The sequence below is a fragment of the Euzebya rosea genome, assembly GCF_003073135.1.
Lineage (GTDB): Bacteria > Actinomycetota > Nitriliruptoria > Euzebyales > Euzebyaceae > Euzebya > Euzebya rosea.
This window is the reverse complement of the sequence record NZ_PGDQ01000003.1, coordinates 257,558-276,613: the sequence shown is the minus strand read 5'-3', so window position 1 is coordinate 276,613 and position 19,056 is coordinate 257,558. Positions and strand designations below refer to the sequence as shown.

The 19,056-nt window shown below is 71.9% G+C and carries 20 protein-coding genes; 11 read left to right on the top strand and 9 right to left on the bottom strand.

All coding sequences use genetic code 11. The annotated features are described in order from the left end of the window. Positions 1-5 precede the first annotated feature (5 nt). The gene (locus CUC05_RS04235; protein ID WP_108664821.1) at positions 6-269 is read right to left on the bottom strand and encodes a DUF4031 domain-containing protein; all 264 of its coding nucleotides are present in this window, start codon (positions 267-269) and stop codon (positions 6-8) included. Further along, positions 266-1,264, bottom strand: a complete 999-nt coding sequence (locus CUC05_RS04230) for a GNAT family N-acetyltransferase (protein ID WP_108664820.1) — start codon at positions 1,262-1,264, stop codon at positions 266-268. Before CUC05_RS04230 ends, CUC05_RS04235 begins: the two co-directional genes overlap by 4 nt. 92 nt (positions 1,265-1,356) lie before the next feature. Between CUC05_RS04230 and pgi the strand changes: the two genes are divergently transcribed. Next, positions 1,357-2,988: a glucose-6-phosphate isomerase gene (pgi, locus tag CUC05_RS04225; protein ID WP_108664819.1), complete on the top strand. Its 1,632-nt coding sequence runs from the start codon at positions 1,357-1,359 to the stop codon at positions 2,986-2,988. Then, positions 2,985-3,776, top strand: coding sequence for an enoyl-CoA hydratase/isomerase family protein (locus tag CUC05_RS04220; protein ID WP_108664818.1), 792 nt, complete (start codon positions 2,985-2,987; stop codon positions 3,774-3,776). Before pgi ends, CUC05_RS04220 begins: the two co-directional genes overlap by 4 nt. Positions 3,777-3,791: 15 nt before the next feature. On the opposite strand, the gene CUC05_RS04215 is transcribed toward CUC05_RS04220, so the two are convergent. Beyond that, positions 3,792-4,739, bottom strand: a complete 948-nt coding sequence (locus tag CUC05_RS04215; RefSeq protein WP_108664817.1) for an ornithine cyclodeaminase family protein — start codon at positions 4,737-4,739, stop codon at positions 3,792-3,794. A 1-nt stretch (position 4,740) separates the two neighbouring features. After that, complete coding sequence (locus CUC05_RS04210) at positions 4,741-5,022, bottom strand: Dabb family protein (RefSeq protein ID WP_108664816.1); 282 nt, start codon at positions 5,020-5,022, stop codon at positions 4,741-4,743. 163 nt (positions 5,023-5,185) lie between these two features. On the opposite strand from CUC05_RS04210, the gene CUC05_RS04205 reads away from it, so the two are divergent. Then, positions 5,186-6,214 (top strand): alpha/beta hydrolase, encoded by a 1,029-nt coding sequence (locus CUC05_RS04205; RefSeq protein WP_108664998.1) that lies wholly within the window; start codon positions 5,186-5,188, stop codon positions 6,212-6,214. Between the two features lie 50 nt (positions 6,215-6,264). Here CUC05_RS04205 and CUC05_RS04200 read toward each other — a convergent pair whose 3' ends face one another. Both CUC05_RS04200 and CUC05_RS04195 read right to left on the bottom strand, forming a co-directional pair. Continuing rightward, positions 6,265-6,990: a hypothetical protein gene (locus tag CUC05_RS04200; protein WP_157965195.1), complete on the bottom strand. Its 726-nt coding sequence runs from the start codon at positions 6,988-6,990 to the stop codon at positions 6,265-6,267. Positions 6,991-7,151: 161 nt separating this feature from the next. Continuing rightward, positions 7,152-8,300, bottom strand: a complete 1,149-nt coding sequence (locus CUC05_RS04195; protein WP_108664814.1) for an acyl-CoA dehydrogenase family protein — start codon at positions 8,298-8,300, stop codon at positions 7,152-7,154. Between the two features lie 18 nt (positions 8,301-8,318). On the opposite strand from CUC05_RS04195, the gene CUC05_RS04190 reads away from it, so the two are divergent. From CUC05_RS04190 to CUC05_RS04175, 3 genes are all read left to right on the top strand, one after another. Next, positions 8,319-9,434, top strand: a complete 1,116-nt coding sequence (locus CUC05_RS04190; protein WP_108664813.1) for an NAD(P)/FAD-dependent oxidoreductase — start codon at positions 8,319-8,321, stop codon at positions 9,432-9,434. 105 nt (positions 9,435-9,539) lie between these two features. After that, positions 9,540-10,517, top strand: a complete 978-nt coding sequence (locus CUC05_RS04185) for a DMT family transporter (RefSeq protein ID WP_157965194.1) — start codon at positions 9,540-9,542, stop codon at positions 10,515-10,517. A gap of 19 nt (positions 10,518-10,536) precedes the next feature. Then, positions 10,537-12,510, top strand: coding sequence for a TIM44-like domain-containing protein (locus CUC05_RS04175; protein ID WP_157965193.1), 1,974 nt, complete (start codon positions 10,537-10,539; stop codon positions 12,508-12,510). Positions 12,511-12,519: 9 nt separating this feature from the next. Here the strand turns inward: CUC05_RS04175 and CUC05_RS04170 are convergent, their stop codons facing one another. Next, positions 12,520-14,268, bottom strand: a complete 1,749-nt coding sequence (locus CUC05_RS04170; protein ID WP_157965192.1) for a DUF885 domain-containing protein — start codon at positions 14,266-14,268, stop codon at positions 12,520-12,522. A gap of 154 nt (positions 14,269-14,422) precedes the next feature. Here CUC05_RS04170 and CUC05_RS04165 point away from each other — a divergent pair, with 154 nt between their 5' ends. The 4 genes from CUC05_RS04165 (at position 14,423) to mobA (ending at position 17,355) form a co-directional block, all read left to right on the top strand. After that, positions 14,423-15,274: a sulfurtransferase gene (locus tag CUC05_RS04165; protein WP_108664997.1), complete on the top strand. Its 852-nt coding sequence runs from the start codon at positions 14,423-14,425 to the stop codon at positions 15,272-15,274. 12 nt (positions 15,275-15,286) lie between these two features. Beyond that, on the top strand, positions 15,287-15,838 hold the full coding sequence (locus CUC05_RS04160; protein ID WP_108664808.1) for a DUF2087 domain-containing protein: 552 nt from the start codon (positions 15,287-15,289) through the stop codon (positions 15,836-15,838). 34 nt (positions 15,839-15,872) lie between these two features. After that, entirely contained in the window at positions 15,873-16,709 is an 837-nt protein-coding gene (locus CUC05_RS04155; protein ID WP_108664807.1) for an alpha/beta hydrolase, read from the top strand. A 73-nt stretch (positions 16,710-16,782) separates the two neighbouring features. After that, positions 16,783-17,355, top strand: a complete 573-nt coding sequence (mobA, locus tag CUC05_RS04150; RefSeq protein WP_157965191.1) for a molybdenum cofactor guanylyltransferase — start codon at positions 16,783-16,785, stop codon at positions 17,353-17,355. On the opposite strand, the gene CUC05_RS04145 is transcribed toward mobA, so the two are convergent. Together CUC05_RS04145 and CUC05_RS04140 are read right to left on the bottom strand one after the other, a co-directional pair. Then, a complete protein-coding gene (locus CUC05_RS04145; RefSeq protein WP_108664805.1) occupies positions 17,329-17,643 on the bottom strand; it encodes a hypothetical protein in 315 nt (104 codons plus the stop codon). The two genes, mobA and CUC05_RS04145, sit on opposite strands and share 27 nt — an antisense overlap. Continuing rightward, entirely contained in the window at positions 17,640-18,368 is a 729-nt protein-coding gene (locus CUC05_RS04140; RefSeq protein WP_108664804.1) for a DUF3109 family protein, read from the bottom strand. The genes CUC05_RS04145 and CUC05_RS04140 overlap by 4 nt, the downstream gene beginning before the upstream one ends. 104 nt (positions 18,369-18,472) lie before the next feature. Between CUC05_RS04140 and CUC05_RS04135 the strand changes: the two genes are divergently transcribed. Further along, entirely contained in the window at positions 18,473-18,985 is a 513-nt protein-coding gene (locus CUC05_RS04135) for a LysM peptidoglycan-binding domain-containing protein (RefSeq protein ID WP_157965190.1), read from the top strand. Positions 18,986-19,056: the final 71 nt, after the last annotated feature.

The window sequence follows — 19,056 nt, the reverse complement described above, 5'->3', positions numbered from 1 at the left end:
GCGACTCAGCGAGCGCCCGGTCGCGGGCGGCGCAGGCCCGATGCGCGCAGTCGGCGGACCAGCTCGCGGCCGTCGACCGCGGTGGCGCCGAGCTCGATCGCCTCGTCCCGCATGCGCGTGGGGATGTCGTAGTGGTCGCCCTGGAAGGTGTGGCGCGGCATGCCGAGCCGGTCGGCGAAGTCGTGCAGCTCCTCCAACGACGTGTCGCTGATCAGGTGTGCCCACAGCCGGCCGCGCCACGGCCACACGGCGTCGTCGACGAGGATCACGGCTGCGCGCGCCCGGTCAGGTCGTGGCGGAGGGCGACCAGCCGTCGGCGTCGCGCCGGGTCGTAGCCGTCCCACTTCGCCGCCGGCAGCGCGTCGACGGACACCTCGACGAACCCGAGCGCCCGGAAGAACCCGACCGCGTCGGCGGAGGTCGTGCACGCGAACACGGCGTCCAGGCCCTCCGCCGCCGCGTCCTCGAGCATCCGCCTGACGATCATGCCGCCGACACCCCCACCGCCGAACCGGCTGATCGTGGTCAGGCACGACACCTCGGCCGTCCCGTCCTCGGGGTAGGGACGCAGCGCCGCGAAGCCCGCCAGGTGGTCGTCGCCGAACCGGGCGCCGTAGCCGTTCAGCAGCAGCCGGGCCGTCGCCCCGGCCGACCGTGGCAGCAGGAACCCCTCGGCCACGCCCTGCTCGATCAGGCGGTGGGCTCCCTCGTAGTCGTCCAGGCGGAGGGGTTCGACGTGGCAGTACTGCTCGCTCGTGTAGAGCACGCCGGCCCCGTGGTAGGTCAGCAGCTCCTCCGCGAGGTCGGCGGGGCGGCACACGTTGACCGAGCCCACCCCGGCGGCCAGCGCGGTGCGCGCGAGCTCGATCGACGGTCCGTCCCCCTCGCGCTCGCGGAGGACCACGAACGGCGGCGGCCGGTCGCCGTGCACCGGGGCGTCGGGGTCCAGCAGGACCAGCTTGAAGGGACGCAGTCGCCCGGCGAGCTCCGTGGCCACCTCCAGCACGTCCTCCTCGCGTGGCACGGGCACCGCCACCTGTCCGTGACGGCGCAGGGCCGCCCAGCACTCCCCCACGAAGTCGTCGTCGGTCCGTCGGCTGGTGACGTCGGCGGTGTGGACGTGCACCACCCTGGCCCCGCCCTCGACGAGGGTCTCGAGGGCCGCCGTCACCGAGGGGTCCTCCTCGCCACCGGCCACGACCAGGCTGCGCTGCCGGAAGTGCTCGAGGTAGAAGCGTTGTTCGGCGCGTTCACTGGTGTCCACGCGCGGCAGGGTATCGGCCGGCCGGTCACCCGGGGCCCACCCGGGTGCGCTACAACCCACCCTCACCGCAACCTCCGAACGCCGGGAGCACCATGCCCGCCATCACCGCCACCGCTGAATGGGCCGAGGTCGCCCGCCTGCACGCGACCCTCGCCGACACCCACCTTCGCCAGCTGTTCGCCGACGATCCCGACCGGGGCACGCGGCTGCACGGCACCGTCGGCGACCTGTACGTCGACATCGCCAAGCACCGGCTGACCGACGAGGTGCTGGACGCGCTGGTCGCCCTCGCCGAGGCCGCCGGGGTGCCCGAGAAGGTCGCAGCCATGTTCGCCGGCGAGCACATCAACGCCACGGAGGACCGGGCCGTCCTGCACACGGCCCTGCGGGCACCACGGAACACCTCGATCGTGGTCGACGGCCACGACATCGTACCCGACGTGCACGCGGTGCTGGACCGCATGGCGGCCTTCGCCGACCGGGTCCGTGGCGGCGAGTGGCGTGGCCACGACGGCCGTCCGATCGAGACGGTCGTCAACATCGGCATCGGCGGGTCCGACCTCGGGCCGGCGATGGCCTACCGGGCGCTGGCCGCCCACGCCACGATGGACTGCCGGTTCGTGTCCAACGTCGATGCGGCCGACCTGGCGCGCAACCTGGCCGGGCTGGACCCGGCGACCACGCTGTTCGTCATCGCCTCCAAGACCTTCACGACGATCGAGACGATCACCAACGCCTCGTCCGCCCGGGACTGGTTGCTCGATGGCCTCGGCGGTGACCGCAACGCCATCCCCAAGCACTTCGTGGCGCTGTCGACCAACGCCGAGGGAGTGGCGGACTTCGGCATCGACACCGACAACATGTTCGAGTTCTGGGACTGGGTGGGTGGCCGGTACTCCGTCGGCTCGGCGATCGGCCTGTCCCTGATGCTGGCCATCGGCCCCGACGGGTTCCGGGACTTCCTCACCGGCATGCGGACCGTCGACGAACACCTGCGCGACACCCCGCTGCGCGAGAACGTGCCCGTGCTGCTGGCGATGATCGGCATCTGGTACCGCAACTTCTTCGACTTCCCCACCCACGCGGTGCTGCCGTACAGCCACGACCTGGCCCGCTTCCCCGCCTACCTGCAGCAGCTCGACATGGAGTCCAACGGCAAGCGGGTGGGGCTCGACGGCCAGCCGGTCGGAACCGAGACCGGCCCGATCGTGTGGGGCGAACCCGGTACCAACGGCCAGCACGCCTTCTACCAGCTGATCCACCAGGGCACGACGACGGTGCCGTGCGACCTGATCGGCATCGTCTCCCCCGACGTCGACCTGCCCGCCGAGACCGCCCGGGCGCACGCCGACCAGCTGATCGCCAACCTGCTGGCCCAGGGCGAGGCGCTGGCGTTCGGGAAGACCGCGGAGGAAGTCCGGGCCGAGGGCGTCGACGAGGCGCTGGTCGCCCACAGGACGTTCCCCGGCAACATCCCCACCACGACGATCCTCGCCGACCGCCTGACCCCATCGGTGCTCGGCCAGCTGATCGCGCTGTACGAGCACCGGGTGCTGGTCCAGGGTGCCGTGTGGGGCATCAACTCCTTCGACCAGTGGGGCGTGGAGCTCGGCAAGGTGCTGGCGAAGCGGATCGTGGCGGAGATCGACGGGGCGGAGGGGACGCACGACTCGTCCACCCAGACCCTGCTCGCCCGGTACCGGGACGGTAGGTTGCGGCCATGAGCCACGAGTACACGAGCCTCCGCTACGACAAGTCCGACGGCATCGCCCACATCACCTTCTGCCGTCCGGACAAGCACAACGCGCTGGACCTCGCGCAGGTGCAGGACCTCGAGTCCGTCACCGCGTCGATCGCCGCCGACCCCGAGGTCCGCTGTGTCCTCGTCGACGCCGAGGGCAAGGCCTTCCACGTCGGCGGTGACCTGTCGTACTTCGCCGGAGTCGACGACACCGCGGCGGCGCTGCGCACCCTGACCGCGTTCGCCCACGCGGCGGCCGAGCGGCTGAGCCGCGGTCCGGCGCCCGTCATCATCGCCGTGCAGGGCATGGCCGCCGGTGGCGGGATGAGCTTCGTGCTGGGCGGCGACATCGTCCTGGCCGGTGAGTCGGCGGCCTTCACGATGGCCTACACCGCTGCGGGCCTGACGCCCGACCTCTCCTCCTCCTGGTACCTGCCCCGCCTGGTCGGGCTGCGTCGCGCGCAGGAGCTGATGCTGACCAACCGCCGCCTGAGCGCGGCCGAGGCGCTGGAGTGGGGGCTGGTCACCGAGGTCGTGGCCGACGAGGACCTGGCGGGCCGGGCGATGGAGCTGGCCACGCAGCTGGCCGCGGGGCCGACGCAGGCCTACGCCGGCGTCAAGAAGCTGCTGCGCACCTCGATGCAGCAGTCGCTGGAGGCGCAGATGGCCGACGAGTCGGAGTGGATCTCCCGGATGGGCGCCACGCGCGACGCGCTGCACGGCATCGACTCGTTCCTCAACAAGGCCAAGCCCACGTTCGAGGGTCGTTGACGGTCCCCGGCTGGGTCAGCCGGCGGCGGCCCCGGCGGCCGCCGCGGCGGCGAAGGCGTCCTCCGCCGACACGCCGACGGACTTGAAGACCGTCACCTCACCGTCCCGGCGGGGTGGCGGACCGGCGGCGACCAGCTCGGTCAGGTCAGCGCTGACGTGATCGGCGCCGACGGTCCCGTCGTGGATCGCCAGCAGGATGTCGCCGGCCTCCTCCAGCGCCGCCTCGCGATCGTCGACCACCACGCGCGCACGGGCGATCAGGTCGGCGGCCAGCTCGCGGGTGGTCGGGGTGAACGCCCCCACGGCGTTGACGTGGGTGCCGTCGTCGATGTCGGCGGCGTGGACGAGGGCCTCGTGGCTGTTGGTGCACACGCAGACGAGGTCGGCGCCACGGGTGGCCTCGGCGACGTCGTCGACCACGGTGACGTCGTGCCCGAGCCCCCTCCCCCACTCCGCCAGCGCCTCGGCACGTGCACGGGTGCGGTTCCACACCCGGACCCGGCGAAGGGTGCGGACGGCGGCCATCGCCTCGAGGTGGGCCCGACCCTGGACGCCGGCGCCGACGATGCCGAGGTCACCCGCGTCGGGAGCGGCCAGCAGGTCGGTCGCCAGCCCGCTGACCGCCGCGGTCCGGATCGCCGTGATCGCACCCCCGTCCAGCACGGCGGTCGGCACCCCGGTGACGCCGTCGAACAACGTGACGATGCCGTTGATGGAGGGCAGCCCCCGCTGGACGTTCTCCGGGACGAGGGTGACCAGCTTCACGGTGTAGACGGGCTCGTCGCCGCCGACGCCGCACGGCATCAACCCGGCCAGGAGGGACGGCTGCTCGAGCTGGATCCACCGACGGGCGGGTTGTTCGACGATCCCGGCCGCCAGCGCCTCGAAGGTCGCCCGAGCCACCTCCACCGCCCTGGACATCGGCAGCGCCGCGCGGACGGCGTCGGCGTCGAGGAACCGCACGTCAGCTCACGAAGTCGACGGCGGCGGAGCGGGTCACGCAGGAGCGGATGAAGTCGAGGACGACCACGTGCTCGGGGTGGGCGGCGTAGGTGTCGAGGGCCTCGCGGTCGGCAAGCTTGACGATCAGGCCGATCTGCCACGAGCGGTCCGAGCCGACGACGTCCCGACCCACCTCCAGGGACTCGACGACGTCGATCTTCGGCGCCATCTCGGTGAGGCGGCGGACGACCTCCTCGGCGTTGTCGGGGGTGTCGACGTCGAACAGGACGATGTGGGTCAGCATGCGGCGAGTCTCTCGTGCCCCGAGGTGTGTCGGCCAACCACGACCTGTGGCCGCTTCGACGACACGCCACTCGCGGGACCGGCCCGCCCACCCCTGGGTGTGTCGGCCAACCACGACCTGTGGCCGCTACGACGACACACCCAGGGGTAGGGTGCCGGCCGCCATGACGCCCCCTCCCGACCACCACGACCGGCCCGACCACGACCGGCCCGACCCCGACCGGCCCGACCCCGACCGGCCCGACCCCGAGCGCAACGGGCCGACGCACGACGACCGGCTGCGGGCGGTCCTGGACCCGGAGATCGCCGCGGCGCTGGACGACCTGCCGCCGGCGCTGGACGCCCGCCGAGGGGTAACGGCGTTCGTACCCGACGAGCGGCCGGTGCCCCCACCCGACGACGACACCCTCGACATCACCGACCTGCAGCTGCCCGGGCTGGACGGCAACCCGGCCGTGCCCGCCCGCACCTACCGCCGTCGCGAGCGCACCCCGGACGCCGGGCGAGGGGTGCTGGTCCTCCACGGCGGCGGGTTCGTGTCCGGCGGGGTCGGCCTGGCCGATCCGACGCTGCGGGACCTGGCCCGCGAGCTGGACGCCGTCGTCGTCGCCCCGACCTACCGGCTGGCTCCGGCCCACCCCTTCCCGGCGGCGTTCGACGACTGCCGGGCGGCGCTGGCCTGGCTGGCCGACCAGCCCGACGTCGACCGCCTGGTGGCCTTCGGCGTCTCCTCCGGTGGGGCGCTCGCCGCAGGCCTCGCCCTCCACGCCCGCGACCACGGCGGGCCGACCATCGACGCGCTGGTCATGGGGTTCCCCGTCACCGACGACCGGCTGGTCACCCCGTCCAGCCACGAGGTGACCGACCCCCGCATCTGGAACCGCGGCATGGCCGAGCTCTCGTGGCAGGCCTACCTCGGCAACGCCCACGGCACCGACGACGTGTCGCCCTACGCCGCACCCATGCGGGTGATCGATCCCGCTGGCCTGCCGCCGACGACGGTCACCGTCGACCAGCACGACCCCCTCCGGGACGAGGGGATCGCCTGGGCCCAGCGGCTGATGCATGCGGGGGTGCCCACCGAGCTGCACGCCTTTCCGGGCACCTTCCACGGCTCGATGGGCTTCGCACCCGACGCGGCGGTCAGCCGCCGCGAGCTCCGGGCCCTCGTCGACGCGATCGCGAGGGCCTGAGCCGCCTGCGGGGCCGCTCCGGGCCTGCCGGGCTGCTCCGGGCCTGCCGGCTACTCCGCCGAGACCGGCGGGTTGGTGGCGTCGAACTGGGTGTACTGGCGCAGGGCCGCGCTGCCCGGCTCGAGGTTGACGGTCAGGTTGGAGGGGGTCTCCGCCGCGCCGTAGGTCCAGATCGCCTCCTGGCAGAGGGGGTACTGCTCGGCGACGATCTCCACGGCGTGCTCGGTGTCGGCCGCGCCGAAGATGCCCATGGACTCCATCTGCTCGGCGATGTTGGTGATGGCGACCTGCGCGACGTAGTGGTCGTCGGAGATCTGGTAGGTCACGACGTCCTCGGTGTTGCCGATCCCTGCCATGTCCATGACCCGCTTGCCGTCGATCACGACGTCGATCGACAGGCCCATGCCGCACAGGTTCTGCACTGGGCTCGTGTAGTACAGCTGGAGGGCGATGTTCTCCATGTAGCCGGTGACGACGCCCTCGGCGGTGAAGGACTGCGACTCGTAGTAGTCCTCGGAGAGGATGCTCAGGAGGCCGGCGTGCGCGGTGGCGACGGTGCGACCGGCCGAGCCGGTCGGCGCGTCCTGGCTCCAGCCGATCCGTTCGCCGAGCACCTCCGTGTCGATGTTGCTGACGCCGGTGGTGGTGGAGGTGAACCAGGCGGTCGACTCGACGAACTCCACCTCCCGCTCCTCGTCGTAGTAGGCGGCGGCGGGGCCGGCCAGCGCCGACAGGGCGAGCACGGTGGCCAGCACGATGCGAAGGGGACGATGCACGACGGGTTCCTCGGGGTTGGACAGCGGGCGGTCGAGCGGGAGTTCGACACCCCCCCCTCCGCATTCCTCCCCGCCCCGGGCGGCCGACCTCACCGGCCGCGACCGTGCCAGGACGACCCAGTGCCAGGACGACCCAGTGCCAGGACGACCTACAGGACGACCTAGAGGCCCAGGTCCTTGGCGATGATGGTCTTCTGGATCTCCGTCGTACCGCCGTAGATCGTGGTGATGCGGGCGTCGGCGTAGGCACGGGCGATCGGGTACTCACGCATGTAGCCGTAGCCCCCGAACAGCTGCAGGCATCGGTCCAGCACCCGCTTCTGCAGCTCGGTGCACCACCACTTGGCCCGGCTGGCGTCCGCAGGGGTCAGACTGCCCTCGTTGAGGGCCAGCACGCACTGGTCGGTGAAGGACTCCGCCAGCGCCACCTCGGTGTCGCACTCCGCAAGGACGAACTTGGTGTTCTGGAAGTCGGCGATGCGCTTGCCGAAGGCGCCCCGCTCCTTGACGTAGTCCACCGTCCAGCCGATGGCGGCCCGAGCAGCCGCCACGCCCGAGATGGCGATCGAGAGCCGCTCCTGCGCCAGGTTGTGGGTCAGGACCGCGAAGCCCTCCCCCTCCTCCCCCAGGCGGTTCTCGACGGGCACCCGGACGTCGTCGAAGGCCAGCTCCGCGGTGTCCTGGGCGTGCAGGCCGATCTTGTCCAGGTTCCGGCCCCGCTCGAAGCCCTCCATGCCCCGCTCGATCACCAGCAGGGACACCCCGGCGTGGCGGGCAGACGGGTCGGTCTTCACGGCCGTGACGACCAGGTCGGCGTTGATGCCGTTGGAGATGAACGTCTTGGCCCCGTTGACGACGTAGTGGTCGCCGTCGCGGATCGCGGTGGTCGCCATGCCGGCCAGGTCCGATCCGATCCCGGGCTCGGTCATGGCGACGGCGGTGATCGTCTCGCCGGTGCAGATGCCCGGCAGCCAGCGGGCACGCTGCTCGTCGTTGGTCTGCTCGGCGAAGTACGGGAGGATGATGTCGTTGTGGAGGGTGAGGGCCAGCCCCGCCGACGCCACCCCCGCGTAGTAGAACTCCTCGTTGAGCACCTGGTTGAAGCGGAAGTCGGCCATGCCGGCCCCGCCGAACTCCTCCGGCGCGCTGAAGGCGAGCATGCCGAGCTCGCCGGCCTCGGTGAACAACGACCGGGGCACGATGCCGTCGTCGTCCCACGCGTCGTGGAACGGCACGACCCGGTCGGCCACGAAGCCCCGGACGGTCTCGCGGAACAGATCGTGATCGTCGGAGAACAGAGTGCGCTGCATGCGTGCAACGATACGGCCATGACCCACGTTGCGATCATCGGCGCCGGCATCATCGGCGCCTCCTGCGCCTACCACCTGGCCTCTCGCGGGGCCGAGGTCACCGTCATCGAGCGGGAGGAGGGCGTGGCCATGGGCTCCACCGGGCGCAGCGCCGCCGGGTTCCGCGTGCAGTTCTCCACCCCACCCAACGTCCAGCTGTCGCTGAAGTCCCTCGAGTGGTACCGGGCCAACGACTCTGGCTACCAGCCGCAGGGCTACCTCTTCCTCGTGCCGGAGGACCGCTGGGAGGAACGGCTGGCGCAGGTGGAGATGCAGCGCGCCGAGGGTGCGCGCGTGGACATCCTGACCGTCGACCAAGCGCGCGAGATCGTCGACTTCGTGCCCGATGGCATCCACGGCGCCACGTTCGGCCCCGACGACGGCTTCGTCGACCCCGACCGCTCCGCCCAGCTGCTGATGGCCCGGGCCCGCGAGCAGGGCACCGTCTTCCACCGCCTCGAGACCGTCACGGCCATCGACCCCGACGGCGACGGCTGGATGCTGACGACCAACAAGGACACCCTTCGCGCCGACGTCGTCGTCAACGCCGCGGGGGCCTGGGGCGGCGAGGTCGCCGCCCTCGCGGGGCTCGAGGTCCCGGTCGTGCCCTTCCGCAACGACGTCTTCGTCACCGCCCCCAGGGACCGCGAGCGGGTCCTGCCCCTCACCATCGACCTGCCGTCGGGGGTGTACTTCCGCTCGGAGGGCAACCGGTTGCTCATCGGGCACCACGACCACCACGGCCCGACCGGGTTCCTGACCGGGGTGGACTGGGACCACCTCGACCAGATCATGGAGGCGGCCTTCGAGCGGTACCCCTGGTTCGAGGAGGAGGAGCTGGACCAGAAGGCGTCGTGGTGGGGGTACTACGAGGTGACCCCCGACTACTCACCCGTCCTCGGCCGGGTGCCGACGGCCCCGAGCTTCGTCAACGCCTGCGGGTTCTCCGGCCACGGGGTCATGCACGCCCCTGCCGCCGGGCTGGTCATCGCCGAGGAGGTGCTGGACGGCGAGGCGCACTCCGTCGACCTGTCGCCCTTCCGGCTGGACCGGTTCGACGGCGCGGACCTGACCATCGAGACCGCCGTCATCTGAGGCGGCGGTCGGCCGGCTCGGTCGATTCGGGACCGGGTCTCGTGACCGGGTGGCCGAGCAGTGGCATGCGGAAAGGTCCGGTCCCCCCGGGCAGACTGCAGCGGCGTGTCACGTCCGGGGTCGAGCGCCTTCACCACCCGCGATGCGCTGCTGCTGTTGCTGCTGGCGCTGTTCTGGGGCAACTCCTTCCTGTTCGTGAAGCTGGCTGTCGACGCGATCCCGCCGACGTGGATCGTCGCCGGCAGGTTGACCATCGGCAGCCTGCTGGTCGCCGCGATCGTCCTGGCCAGGGCGCGGTGGCGAGGCGACCGTGACCTGGGGCTGCCGCGCGGCCGACGCACCCTGCTCGCCCTGCTGCTCATCGGCAGCGTCGGCAGCGGGCTGCCCTGGGCGCTGCAGGCCTGGGCCCAGCAGTTCCTCGACTCGGGCCTGACGGCGGTCCTCAACTCCACCACACCGGCTGCGACCCTGGCGCTGGCCGTGGCCGCCGGACAGGAACGGCTGTACCTCTCGCGGGTCCTCGGCCTGCTGATCGCCATCGCGGGGACGGTCGTCATCGTCGGCGGCGAGGTCCAGGCCGGCGGCCCCGTCCCGGCCCTGCTCGCCGCGGTCGGCTCGACCGTCGGCTACGGCTTCGGCACGGTCGTGACCCGCGCCGCCGTCTCGGGCCGGTACCGCCCCCTGCCGGCGACGGCGGTGCAGCTGGCGATGGGTGCCGGCGTCCTGACGATGGTGGCCCTTGGGACCTCCGGCCCGCCCCCACCCGCATGGGACCTGCCGCTGGTGCCCGTGCTGGCCCTCAGCGCCCTCGGCCTGCTCGGCACCGGGCTGGCCTTCCTCATCTACTTCACGCTGATCGAACGCGTGGGTGCGACCAACGCCTCCATGGTCACCTACATCGTGCCGGTCGTCGGCCTGATCTCCGGAGCGCTGGTCCGCGGCGAGCGGTTCGGCCCGAACGTGCTGGTCGGCGCGATCGTGCTGATCGGCGGGGTCTGGCTGGCGCAGCGAACCGACACGAGGGCCGTGGCCGAGCAGGGCTCGAGCACCGTGATCGAACCGTCACTCTCGCCGGGCCCCTGATCCGTTAGCGTGAGGCCCCATGTGGGACCTGCTCGGACATGCGGCCATCGTCATCGCCCAGGCCGGCGGTGGTGGGAACTTCGGCGGTGGCAGCAGCGGCGGCGGCTTCAGCGGCGGCGGGGGGTCCAGCTTCGGTGGCGGGTCCAGCTTCGGCGGGGGCAGCGGCGGGGGCGGCGACCTGTCCCCGACGACGGTCATCGTCTTCCTCGTGATCTGGGGCGTCTTCGCCCTGATCGGCAGCGCGACGAAGAAGCAGCAGTCGCAGAAGGTGACCCGGACGATCCGGCAGGGCCGCAAGGTGCAGGAGGAGATGCTGCGACAGCGGGCCCTGGCCGCCATCGTCCAGCGCGACCCGGGGTTCGACGAGCACCGCTTCCTCAACGACGTCGCCCGTGGCTTCATCACCACCCAGTACGCATGGTCCGAGCAGGACCTGACCCCCAGCCGACCGTTCGTCTCCGACGGTGTCCACGAGCGGTTCGGGCTGTACATCGACATGCAGAAGGTCGAGGGCATCCGCAACCGGATGAAGGACGTGGTCGTCACCGACGCCCGGACCGTGGCGATCACCTCCGACACCCACTACGACACCATCCACGTCAGGTTCACGGCGCGGGCGATCAGCTACAACGAGAGCCTGACCACCGGGCGACGGGTGTCGGGCAACTCAGACTCCTCCCCCATCACCTTCACCGAGATCTGGTCGTTCTCCCGCCGTCCGGGGGTGCGCACCCGTCAGGGTGCCGGACTGCTGCAGGGGTCGTGCCCCAACTGCGGGGAGGTCCTGCACATCGCCGACCGCGCGCAGTGCACGGCCTGCCGGGCGATCGTCAACTCCGGTGAGTACGACTGGGTGCTGTCGGAGATCACCCAGGACGAGGAGTGGATCGTGCCGCCCGCCCGCCACGACGTCCCGGGATGGGCCGAGCTTGCCGGCCGCGACCCCGGCCTGAACGTGCAGCACCTCGAGGACCGCGCTTCGGTCGTCTACTGGCGATCGATGATGGCGATCTACCACGACGACCTGGACCTGGCGCGGCCGATCCTGCAGCCCGACGCCGTCGACGTCCCGCAGCTCTGGCGCGCGTCCACCGGGTCGTTCTGGTCCAACCCGGCCGTCGGATCGGTCGAGGTCAAGGGCGCCCTGCCCGCCGGACCCGGTGAGGCGTTCGACCGGGTCCAGGTCCAGGTCCGGTGGTCGGGCATCCAGTCGACCGGCGACCGGACCAAGCCGCGCGAGCTGACGCCACAGCGCATCTACACCCACGTGCTGGTCCTCAAGCGCAAGGTCGGGGTGACCAGCAACCTGGCCCACACCTTCACCTCCTTCTCGTGCACCAACTGCGCCGGGCCGCTCGACGTCGGCAAGGCCAGCGAATGCCGCTTCTGCGGCACACCGATCAACGACGGCTCGACCGACTGGGTGCTGGAGGACGTGCAGCCGTTCTCGGCGATGCGGGCCTTCGTCCAGGAGCAGGCGCAGGACCGTCGGACGGTCGCCGCCGGCGGGCACGAACGCCTGGAGACCGACCGCTTCCTCAACGAACCCGACCTGCTGGTCGCCGTGGCGCGCATGTCGATGAGCGACGGCGTCCTGCACGACCGCGAACGCCAGATGTTGATCCACCTCGCGCAGAGCCGAGGGGTCGGGCCGCAGCGGCTGGAGCAGATCATCAACACCTCGATGGACCAGTCGCAGCCGGTGGCCCTCCCGAAGGGCCAGGAGCAGGCCCAGGCGTTCATGGTCCAGCTGATCCGCGCCGCCCTCATCGACGGGATGATCAGCCGCGAGGAGCGCAAGCTCCTCGTCGGCGTGGGCGCGCAGGTCGGCTGGACCGCCCGGGAGATCAGCCGGTCGATCAAGGCCACCCGCAAGGACCTCTACGGCGAGGCCAAGGACGTCATCGCCCGGGCCGAGCACATGCCGCCCCCGCCCAACCCCGGGCAGCATCCCACGGGGCCCGGGCAGCCACCCCCGCTCCCGCCCGCCTGACCCGTCGGGTCACTCGACGAGCGACGCGACCCAGCGGTCGACCATCGGCTGGAGCACCGCCAGCGGGACGGCCCCCTCGCCGAGGATGGTGTCGTGGAAACCGGACAGGTCGAACCGGTCGCCCAACTGCTCGGTGGCCTGCGCGCGCAGCCGGACGATCTCCAGCCGGCCGAGCATGTAGCTGCATGCCTGGCCCGGGTAGGCGATGTAGCGGTCGACCTCGCTGACGATCAGCTCCGGTGACAGCGGGGCATGGGCGGTGAACCACTCGATGGCCTGCTGGCGTGACCAGCCGTGGTGGTGCAGGCCGGTGTCCAGCACCAGCCGGCAGGCCCGCATCGTGTCGGTGGCCAGCATGCCGAGCCGGTCCAGGTCCCCGGAGTACCACCCCAGCTCGTCGGCGAGGCGCTCGGTGTACAGGCCCCAGCCCTCGCCGTAGCCCGACAGGAACGTCCCGATGCGCCGGAAGGCCGGCAGGTCGAGCTCGGCCTGCAGCCCGAGCTGGGTGTGGTGGCCGGGCGCCGCCTCGTGGAACGCGGTTGCCTCGGCCTCGTAGCGGTGCAGCCGCGGGTCGACGGTGTTGACCCAGTAGATGCCGTGCGGGCGCGACGGCGTCGGCGGGTCGTAGAAGGCCGCGCCCGCCCCGGTCTCGTCCTCGGGGACGGGCTTGACGATGCAGGGCGTGGTCGGCAGCCGCCCGAAGACGGCACGCGCGGCCTCGGCCGCCCGGTCGCAGATCGCCTGGGCGTGCGGCACGATCTCGGCGGGGTCGGCGTAGTCCAGCGACGGGTCGTTCAGCAGCCGCTCGCTGATCGCCGCGGGGTCCGACAGCCCCATCAGCCGCTGCCCCACCTCCGCGATCTCCTCCTGCAGCGCGGACACGATCTCGAGTCCCTGGTCGTGGATCGCGGCCGGGTCCGGACGGTCGAGCGTGGTGAAGTGCGACAACATCGCGCCGTACACCTCGGCCCCGTCGTCGGTCCAGCACAGGCCCGACCGGTCGTCTGGACGCGCGCCGGGGGCGACGTGGCGTTCGAGGCCGTCGGCGTAGCGGTGCAGGGCCGGCACGACGACCTCCCGGTAGGCGTTGGCGGCCTGCGCGCGCACCACCGGATCGCGGTCGGACAACGGCGCGAGCAGGGGGCTCGTCTGGGCAGGCGTGCCGGCCACCCGCCGGACCCGCCGGACGGCCTCGGCGACACCTCGGGCAGTCGGGGTCATGCCGTCGCCGACGGCTCGCCGGTGCTCGGCCAGCGCCCCGTCGAGGTAGGCACCCACGGCGGCCAGACGGTGCACGTGCTCGTGGCCGTGGACGTCGTCGAGGACCTGGGTGCGCCCGAGGTGGTACAGCAGCTCCGCCGACGGCCCGAACGCGAAGTCGTCGACCGACCGGGCCGACCAGCGACCGTCGAGCGCCGCCAGGTCGTCGCCCGTGAGCCGCAGCAGCACGAGCCGCGTGGTCTCCTCCGTCGGGGACAGCCCGGCGGGATCGATCCTCCCGACCCGATGTCGGAGGGCTGCGGTGTCCCGGCGGACCCGGTCGCGTCCCTCGGTGGTCGTGTCCGGCAACCGGTCGCGGTGGACGTCCAGCCCGTAGTAGGTCGCCATCAGCGGGTCCGCCGACATCTGCAGCTGGTGATACGCCTCGGCCAGCTCGGCGAGCGCCGTGGCGTTGTCGCGGGCGGGATCCTCCGGCAGGGCATCGGCAGGTGGGGGCGGGGGAACGGCAGGGGACGGCATGTCGGCGGAGTCTGCCACCCCGCATCGTTCCCACCGTTCCCCCTGTCCCGCCAGCGGTTTGCCACCGTTCCCACGGGCGATCGAACCAACGACCGGGACTAGGCTCCGCGCCGTTGCCGCGTGGGCCCGCTGCCCGCCGCCGGCTCGCCGATCTCGACCGAAGGACCCCGCCATGCCAACCAATCCCGACGCGCTCGTCACCACCGACTGGGTTGCCGACCACGCCGACGACCCCGGTGTCGTCGTCATCGACGTCGACGAGGACATCGAGGCCTACAGCCGCAGCCACATCCCCGGCTCCATCGGCTTCGACTGGAAGGCCGACTTTCAGGACCCGGTCCGCCGGACCTTCCTGGGCCCCGACGGCTTCGCCGCCCTCATGGACGCCAACGGCATCACCAACGACACCCACGTCGTGGTGTACGGCGGCAACAACAACTGGTTCGCCGCCTACGCCTACTGGTACTTCAAGGTCTACGGCCACGAGACCGTCTCGCTGATGGACGGCGGCCGCAAGAAGTGGGAGCTGGAGGGTCGCAAGCTGACCGACGAGACCACCGCGGTGACCGCGACCTCCGGGTACGTCACGCAGGAACCCAACGCCGACATCCGGGCGCGGCGCGAGCAGGTCCTGGCCGAGTTCGTCGGCGCCCCCGACGGCGTGGCCCTCGTGGACGTTCGCTCGCCCGCGGAGTTCTCCGGCGAGACGACCGCCCCGCCGCACCTGCCGCTGGAAGCGGCGATGGTGCCCGGGCACATCCCCGGCGCGACGAACATCCCGTGGGCGACCGCGGTCAACCCCGACACCGGTGAGTTCAGGTCGATCGACCAGCTCAAGGAGATCTACGAGGGCAAGGGCCTGGACGGCAACGACGAGATCGTCGCCTACTGCCGGATCGGCGAGCGGTCGGCCCACTCGTGGTTCGTCCTGCACGAGCTGCTGGGCTACGACCGGGTGCGCAACTACGACGGGTCCTGGACCGAGTACGGCTCCCTCGTGGACGTGCCGGTGGAGAAGGGCTGACACTACCCACCCATGACGCCCGAGGAGTTCGCAAAGTTCGCCCTCGACCGGGGCCGGCTTGCGGTCCTCGGGCTGCTCGCCGTCGGCGCGCAGGACACCGACGCCCTCGTCGAGGCGACCGGACAGGACCGGCGCGCCGTGCTGGAGGCGCTCGGGGTCCTGGCGGTCGAGGGGCTGGTCGCCCGGGACGACGCCGACGGCTGGGTCCTGCAGGAGTCGGGGCTCGTGGCCGTCGCCGAGCAGCTGCACCGACCCCCACCGCCGGCGCCGCGCGTCTTCTTCGGCATGACCACCGAGGAGGGCGAGGTGCTGGCCCGCTACACCACCGGCAACCGGCTCAGCGAGATCCCGTCGAAGCGGTCGCACCGCCTCGTCGTCCTGGAGCGCCTGGCCCTGGAGTTCGACCCCGGCGAGCGGTACGAGGAGCGCCGGGTCAACGGCATGCTCTCGCTGTGGCATCCCGACTACGCCGCCCTGCGGCGGGCCCTGGTCGACGAGGGGTTCATGGACCGGGGCGGCGGCGAGTACTGGCGGGCCGGTGGCCGGGTGACCGGGCTGGACTGACACGTGGTGGTCGCCGCGGTCCTACGATCGCGGCATGGACCACTCCACCGGCAGCTTCATCGCCCGCGGCGGCGTCACCGTCTTCACCCAGACCTGGCGGCCCGAGGCCCCACCCCGTGCGCGGGTGGTGCTGGTGCACGGCTTCGGAGAGCACTCCGGCCGCTACACCCACGTCGCCGAGGCGCTGACGGCCGCCGGATACGTCGTGGCCACCTACGACCAGCGTGGCCACGGTCGCTCGGGCGGGCCGCGCGCGCTCGTCCGCGACATGCCGTCCCTGGCCCACGACCTGTCGTTGTTCCGCGAGGAGCTCGCCGACACCGCCGACGGGGCCCTGCCCCAGGTGCTGCTCGGCCACTCCATGGGCGGCGCGGTGGTGCTGGAGCACCTGGCGGGCGACCACGCGCCGGTCGAGGCCGTCGTGCTGAGCGCCCCCTACGTCCGCAACGCCGCCGAGGTCCCCGGGGTGCTGCGCACCCTCGCACCGATCCTCGGTCGGTTCCTGCCGACGGCACCGACGCAGGGCCTGCCCGCCGAGACGGTCAGCCGCGACCCCGCCGTCGTCCGCGCCTATGAGGACGACCCCCTGGTGTTCCACGGGAAGATCCCCGCGGCCACCGGCGCGACCCTCCTGCAGTTCGAGGACCGCATCATGCGGAGGGTCGGGTCCATCACCGAGCCGACCCTCGTCGTGCACGGCACCGCCGACCAGCTCGCCGACCCGGCCGGGTCCAGGCGGCTGGCCGACGAGCTGGGCGGCCAGGTCGAGCTGAAGCTCTACGAGGGCCTGTACCACGAGGTCTTCAACGAGCCCGAGCAGGAGCGGGTGCTGGCCGACGTGACCGGCTACCTCCTGGCCCGGCTGGGCTGACCACGCCCGGAAGCTCGACTTCGACGAAAAACCTGTCCCAACCGCACCCGGCGACCGCGCTACTGTCGCTGGTGTGACGACGTCAGGGATCGTGCTCGCGGGCGGGCGCTCGGTCCGCATGGGCACCGACAAGGCGCTCCTGCGGTACGAGGGCACACGCCTGGTCGACCGAGCCGTGGCGCACCTCCAGCGGCTCTGCGACGACGTGGTCGTGGCCGCCGGCCCACGGGTGATCCCAGAGCTGCGCGTGCCCCAGGTCCCCGACCGACCGACCGGCACCGGGCCGCTCGGCGGGCTCGCGGCCGGGCTGGCCGAGGCCGAGGGGGACGTGGCGTTCGTGCTCGCGGTGGACCTGCCCGAGCCCGACCTGGACTTCCTCGCCCGGCTGGCGGCGTACTGGCAGGGCGAGGCGGCGATCGTGCCCACGGCCGCCGGGTACCCCCAGCCACTCCACGCCGTGTGGGCGACCTCGTGCGCCCCCGCCCTGTCGTTGCTGGCCGCCAGCGGCACACGGTCGTTGGTCGACGCCGCCCGACAGCTCGACGCCACGATCCTGTGCGAGGCCCAGACGGCCGCGCTGGTCGATCATGACCGCTGGGCGTGGAACCTCAACCGGCCCTCAGACCTCGAGGCCGGCAGCGCGTAGCGTCGCTGCGGCGCGCGCCGGGGCCACGCCGTCCGCGGTCGGCGGGAAGTCGCAGGCCGCCAGCCCGTCGCGCAGCGCGGCGGCGATGACCGCCGGTTCGGCCGGGTCATCATGCAGCTCCAGCAGGGTCAGGCGCTTCCCCGCATCGACGCCGTCGACCAGCCAGAACCGTCGGCCGCGTCCGTCCCACGCGATCCGCGGGTCGGTCCCGGAGTCCCACCAGATGTCGGCGGTCTCGCGAAGCTGCGGCGCATCGAGGCTGCCGGCCGAGGACCCGGTGGAGCTCACCGCGGCGGCAGCAGGGGCAGCGGACGGCGGCCCGTCGGCCGGCGATCGTCAAGGTACGCCTTGAGCTCGGCGTAGACCTTCGGCGAGGTCATCACCGTCAGCTCGCGCTTCATGGACTCGTACACCGGCGTCGACCCGCCGTAGGCCCGGTCGTCGTCGGTGGTGCACCACCAGTCGAAGTCCGCCCCGCCCTCGCCCCAGGCGCCACGGTCGTAGGACGTGATGGTCGTCGTGACCCGCTCCTCGCCGTCGTCGGCGACGTCGGTGACGATCTCGCGCCGCAGCGGCACCAGCCAGCACACCTCCGGCTTGTAGTCCACGAAGTGGGCGTCGCGGTCCATGGCGTAGTGGTGCAGCGCGCAGCCCGCGCCCCGGTGCCATCCCGTGCGGTTGAGGAAGATGCAGGCACCGTCGACCTTGCGGGTGCGTTCGGCGCCGTCGGACTCGGTGGCGACGATCCCCTTCTTCACCGCCCTGTCGTAGTGCTGCATGTACTCCGGCCCCAGCACCTCGACCATCTCGATGGTCCGGTCGCGGTCCTCGTCGTCGACGAAGTGCGCACCGAACCGGCAGCACCCCCGGTCGTCCCCGGGCACGCCGTCGGTGCCGGGACATCCCTGCCCGTAGATGCAGGAGTAGCTCGAGGTCAGGAAGGAGACGTCGAACAGGTACCGCTCGTGCGGTTCGTCGGGGTCGGTCAGGCTGACCCATTCACGGTCGAGCATTGGGCTCGAAAGGCTAGGTGGAGGGGGTGCACACCGCACGGACTCGCACATCGATGCGTGCTGCTTCCACACGTCGGTGGACAATCCGTGGATAATCGGTGTTCATGGACTTCGAGTATGACGGAGCCGACGACCTCGGAGGACGCATCCTGTGGGGCAGGGTGGGCGTCCTCGGCCTCGCGGTGTTGATCTTCTTCCTCTTCGGACGCTGTTCCGCGGGAGGCGGTGTCGACCCCGAGGTCCAGGCGAGCCTGGAGGCCCAGCTCGCCTCCGAACAGGCCACGACCGCCCAGCTGCAGGCCGACATCACGTCGCTGCAGCAGGAGATCGTGACCCTGAACGCCCAGATCGCGTCGGCCGACGGTGGATCGACGATCACCGGCGACGGCACGACGCCCACCGACGGCGCGACCACCGACGGGACGACGGCCACGCCGAACGCCACCGGCGGCCAGATCTACGTGGTCAAGGAGGGCGACACGCTCTCCGCCATCGCCGAGGCGGTGTACGGCGACCCGCTGCAGTTCGGTGCGATCGCCAGCGCCAACGGGATCACCGACACCAATCCGCTGCAGGTCGGGCAGGAGCTGCAGATCCCCGCCAACCCCGACGGCTGATCCAGAGCTGGGTCCACCAGGGCTCGGGTCACACGCGTGAACCGACCGTCGGTGGTGGCACCCGTTCGTCG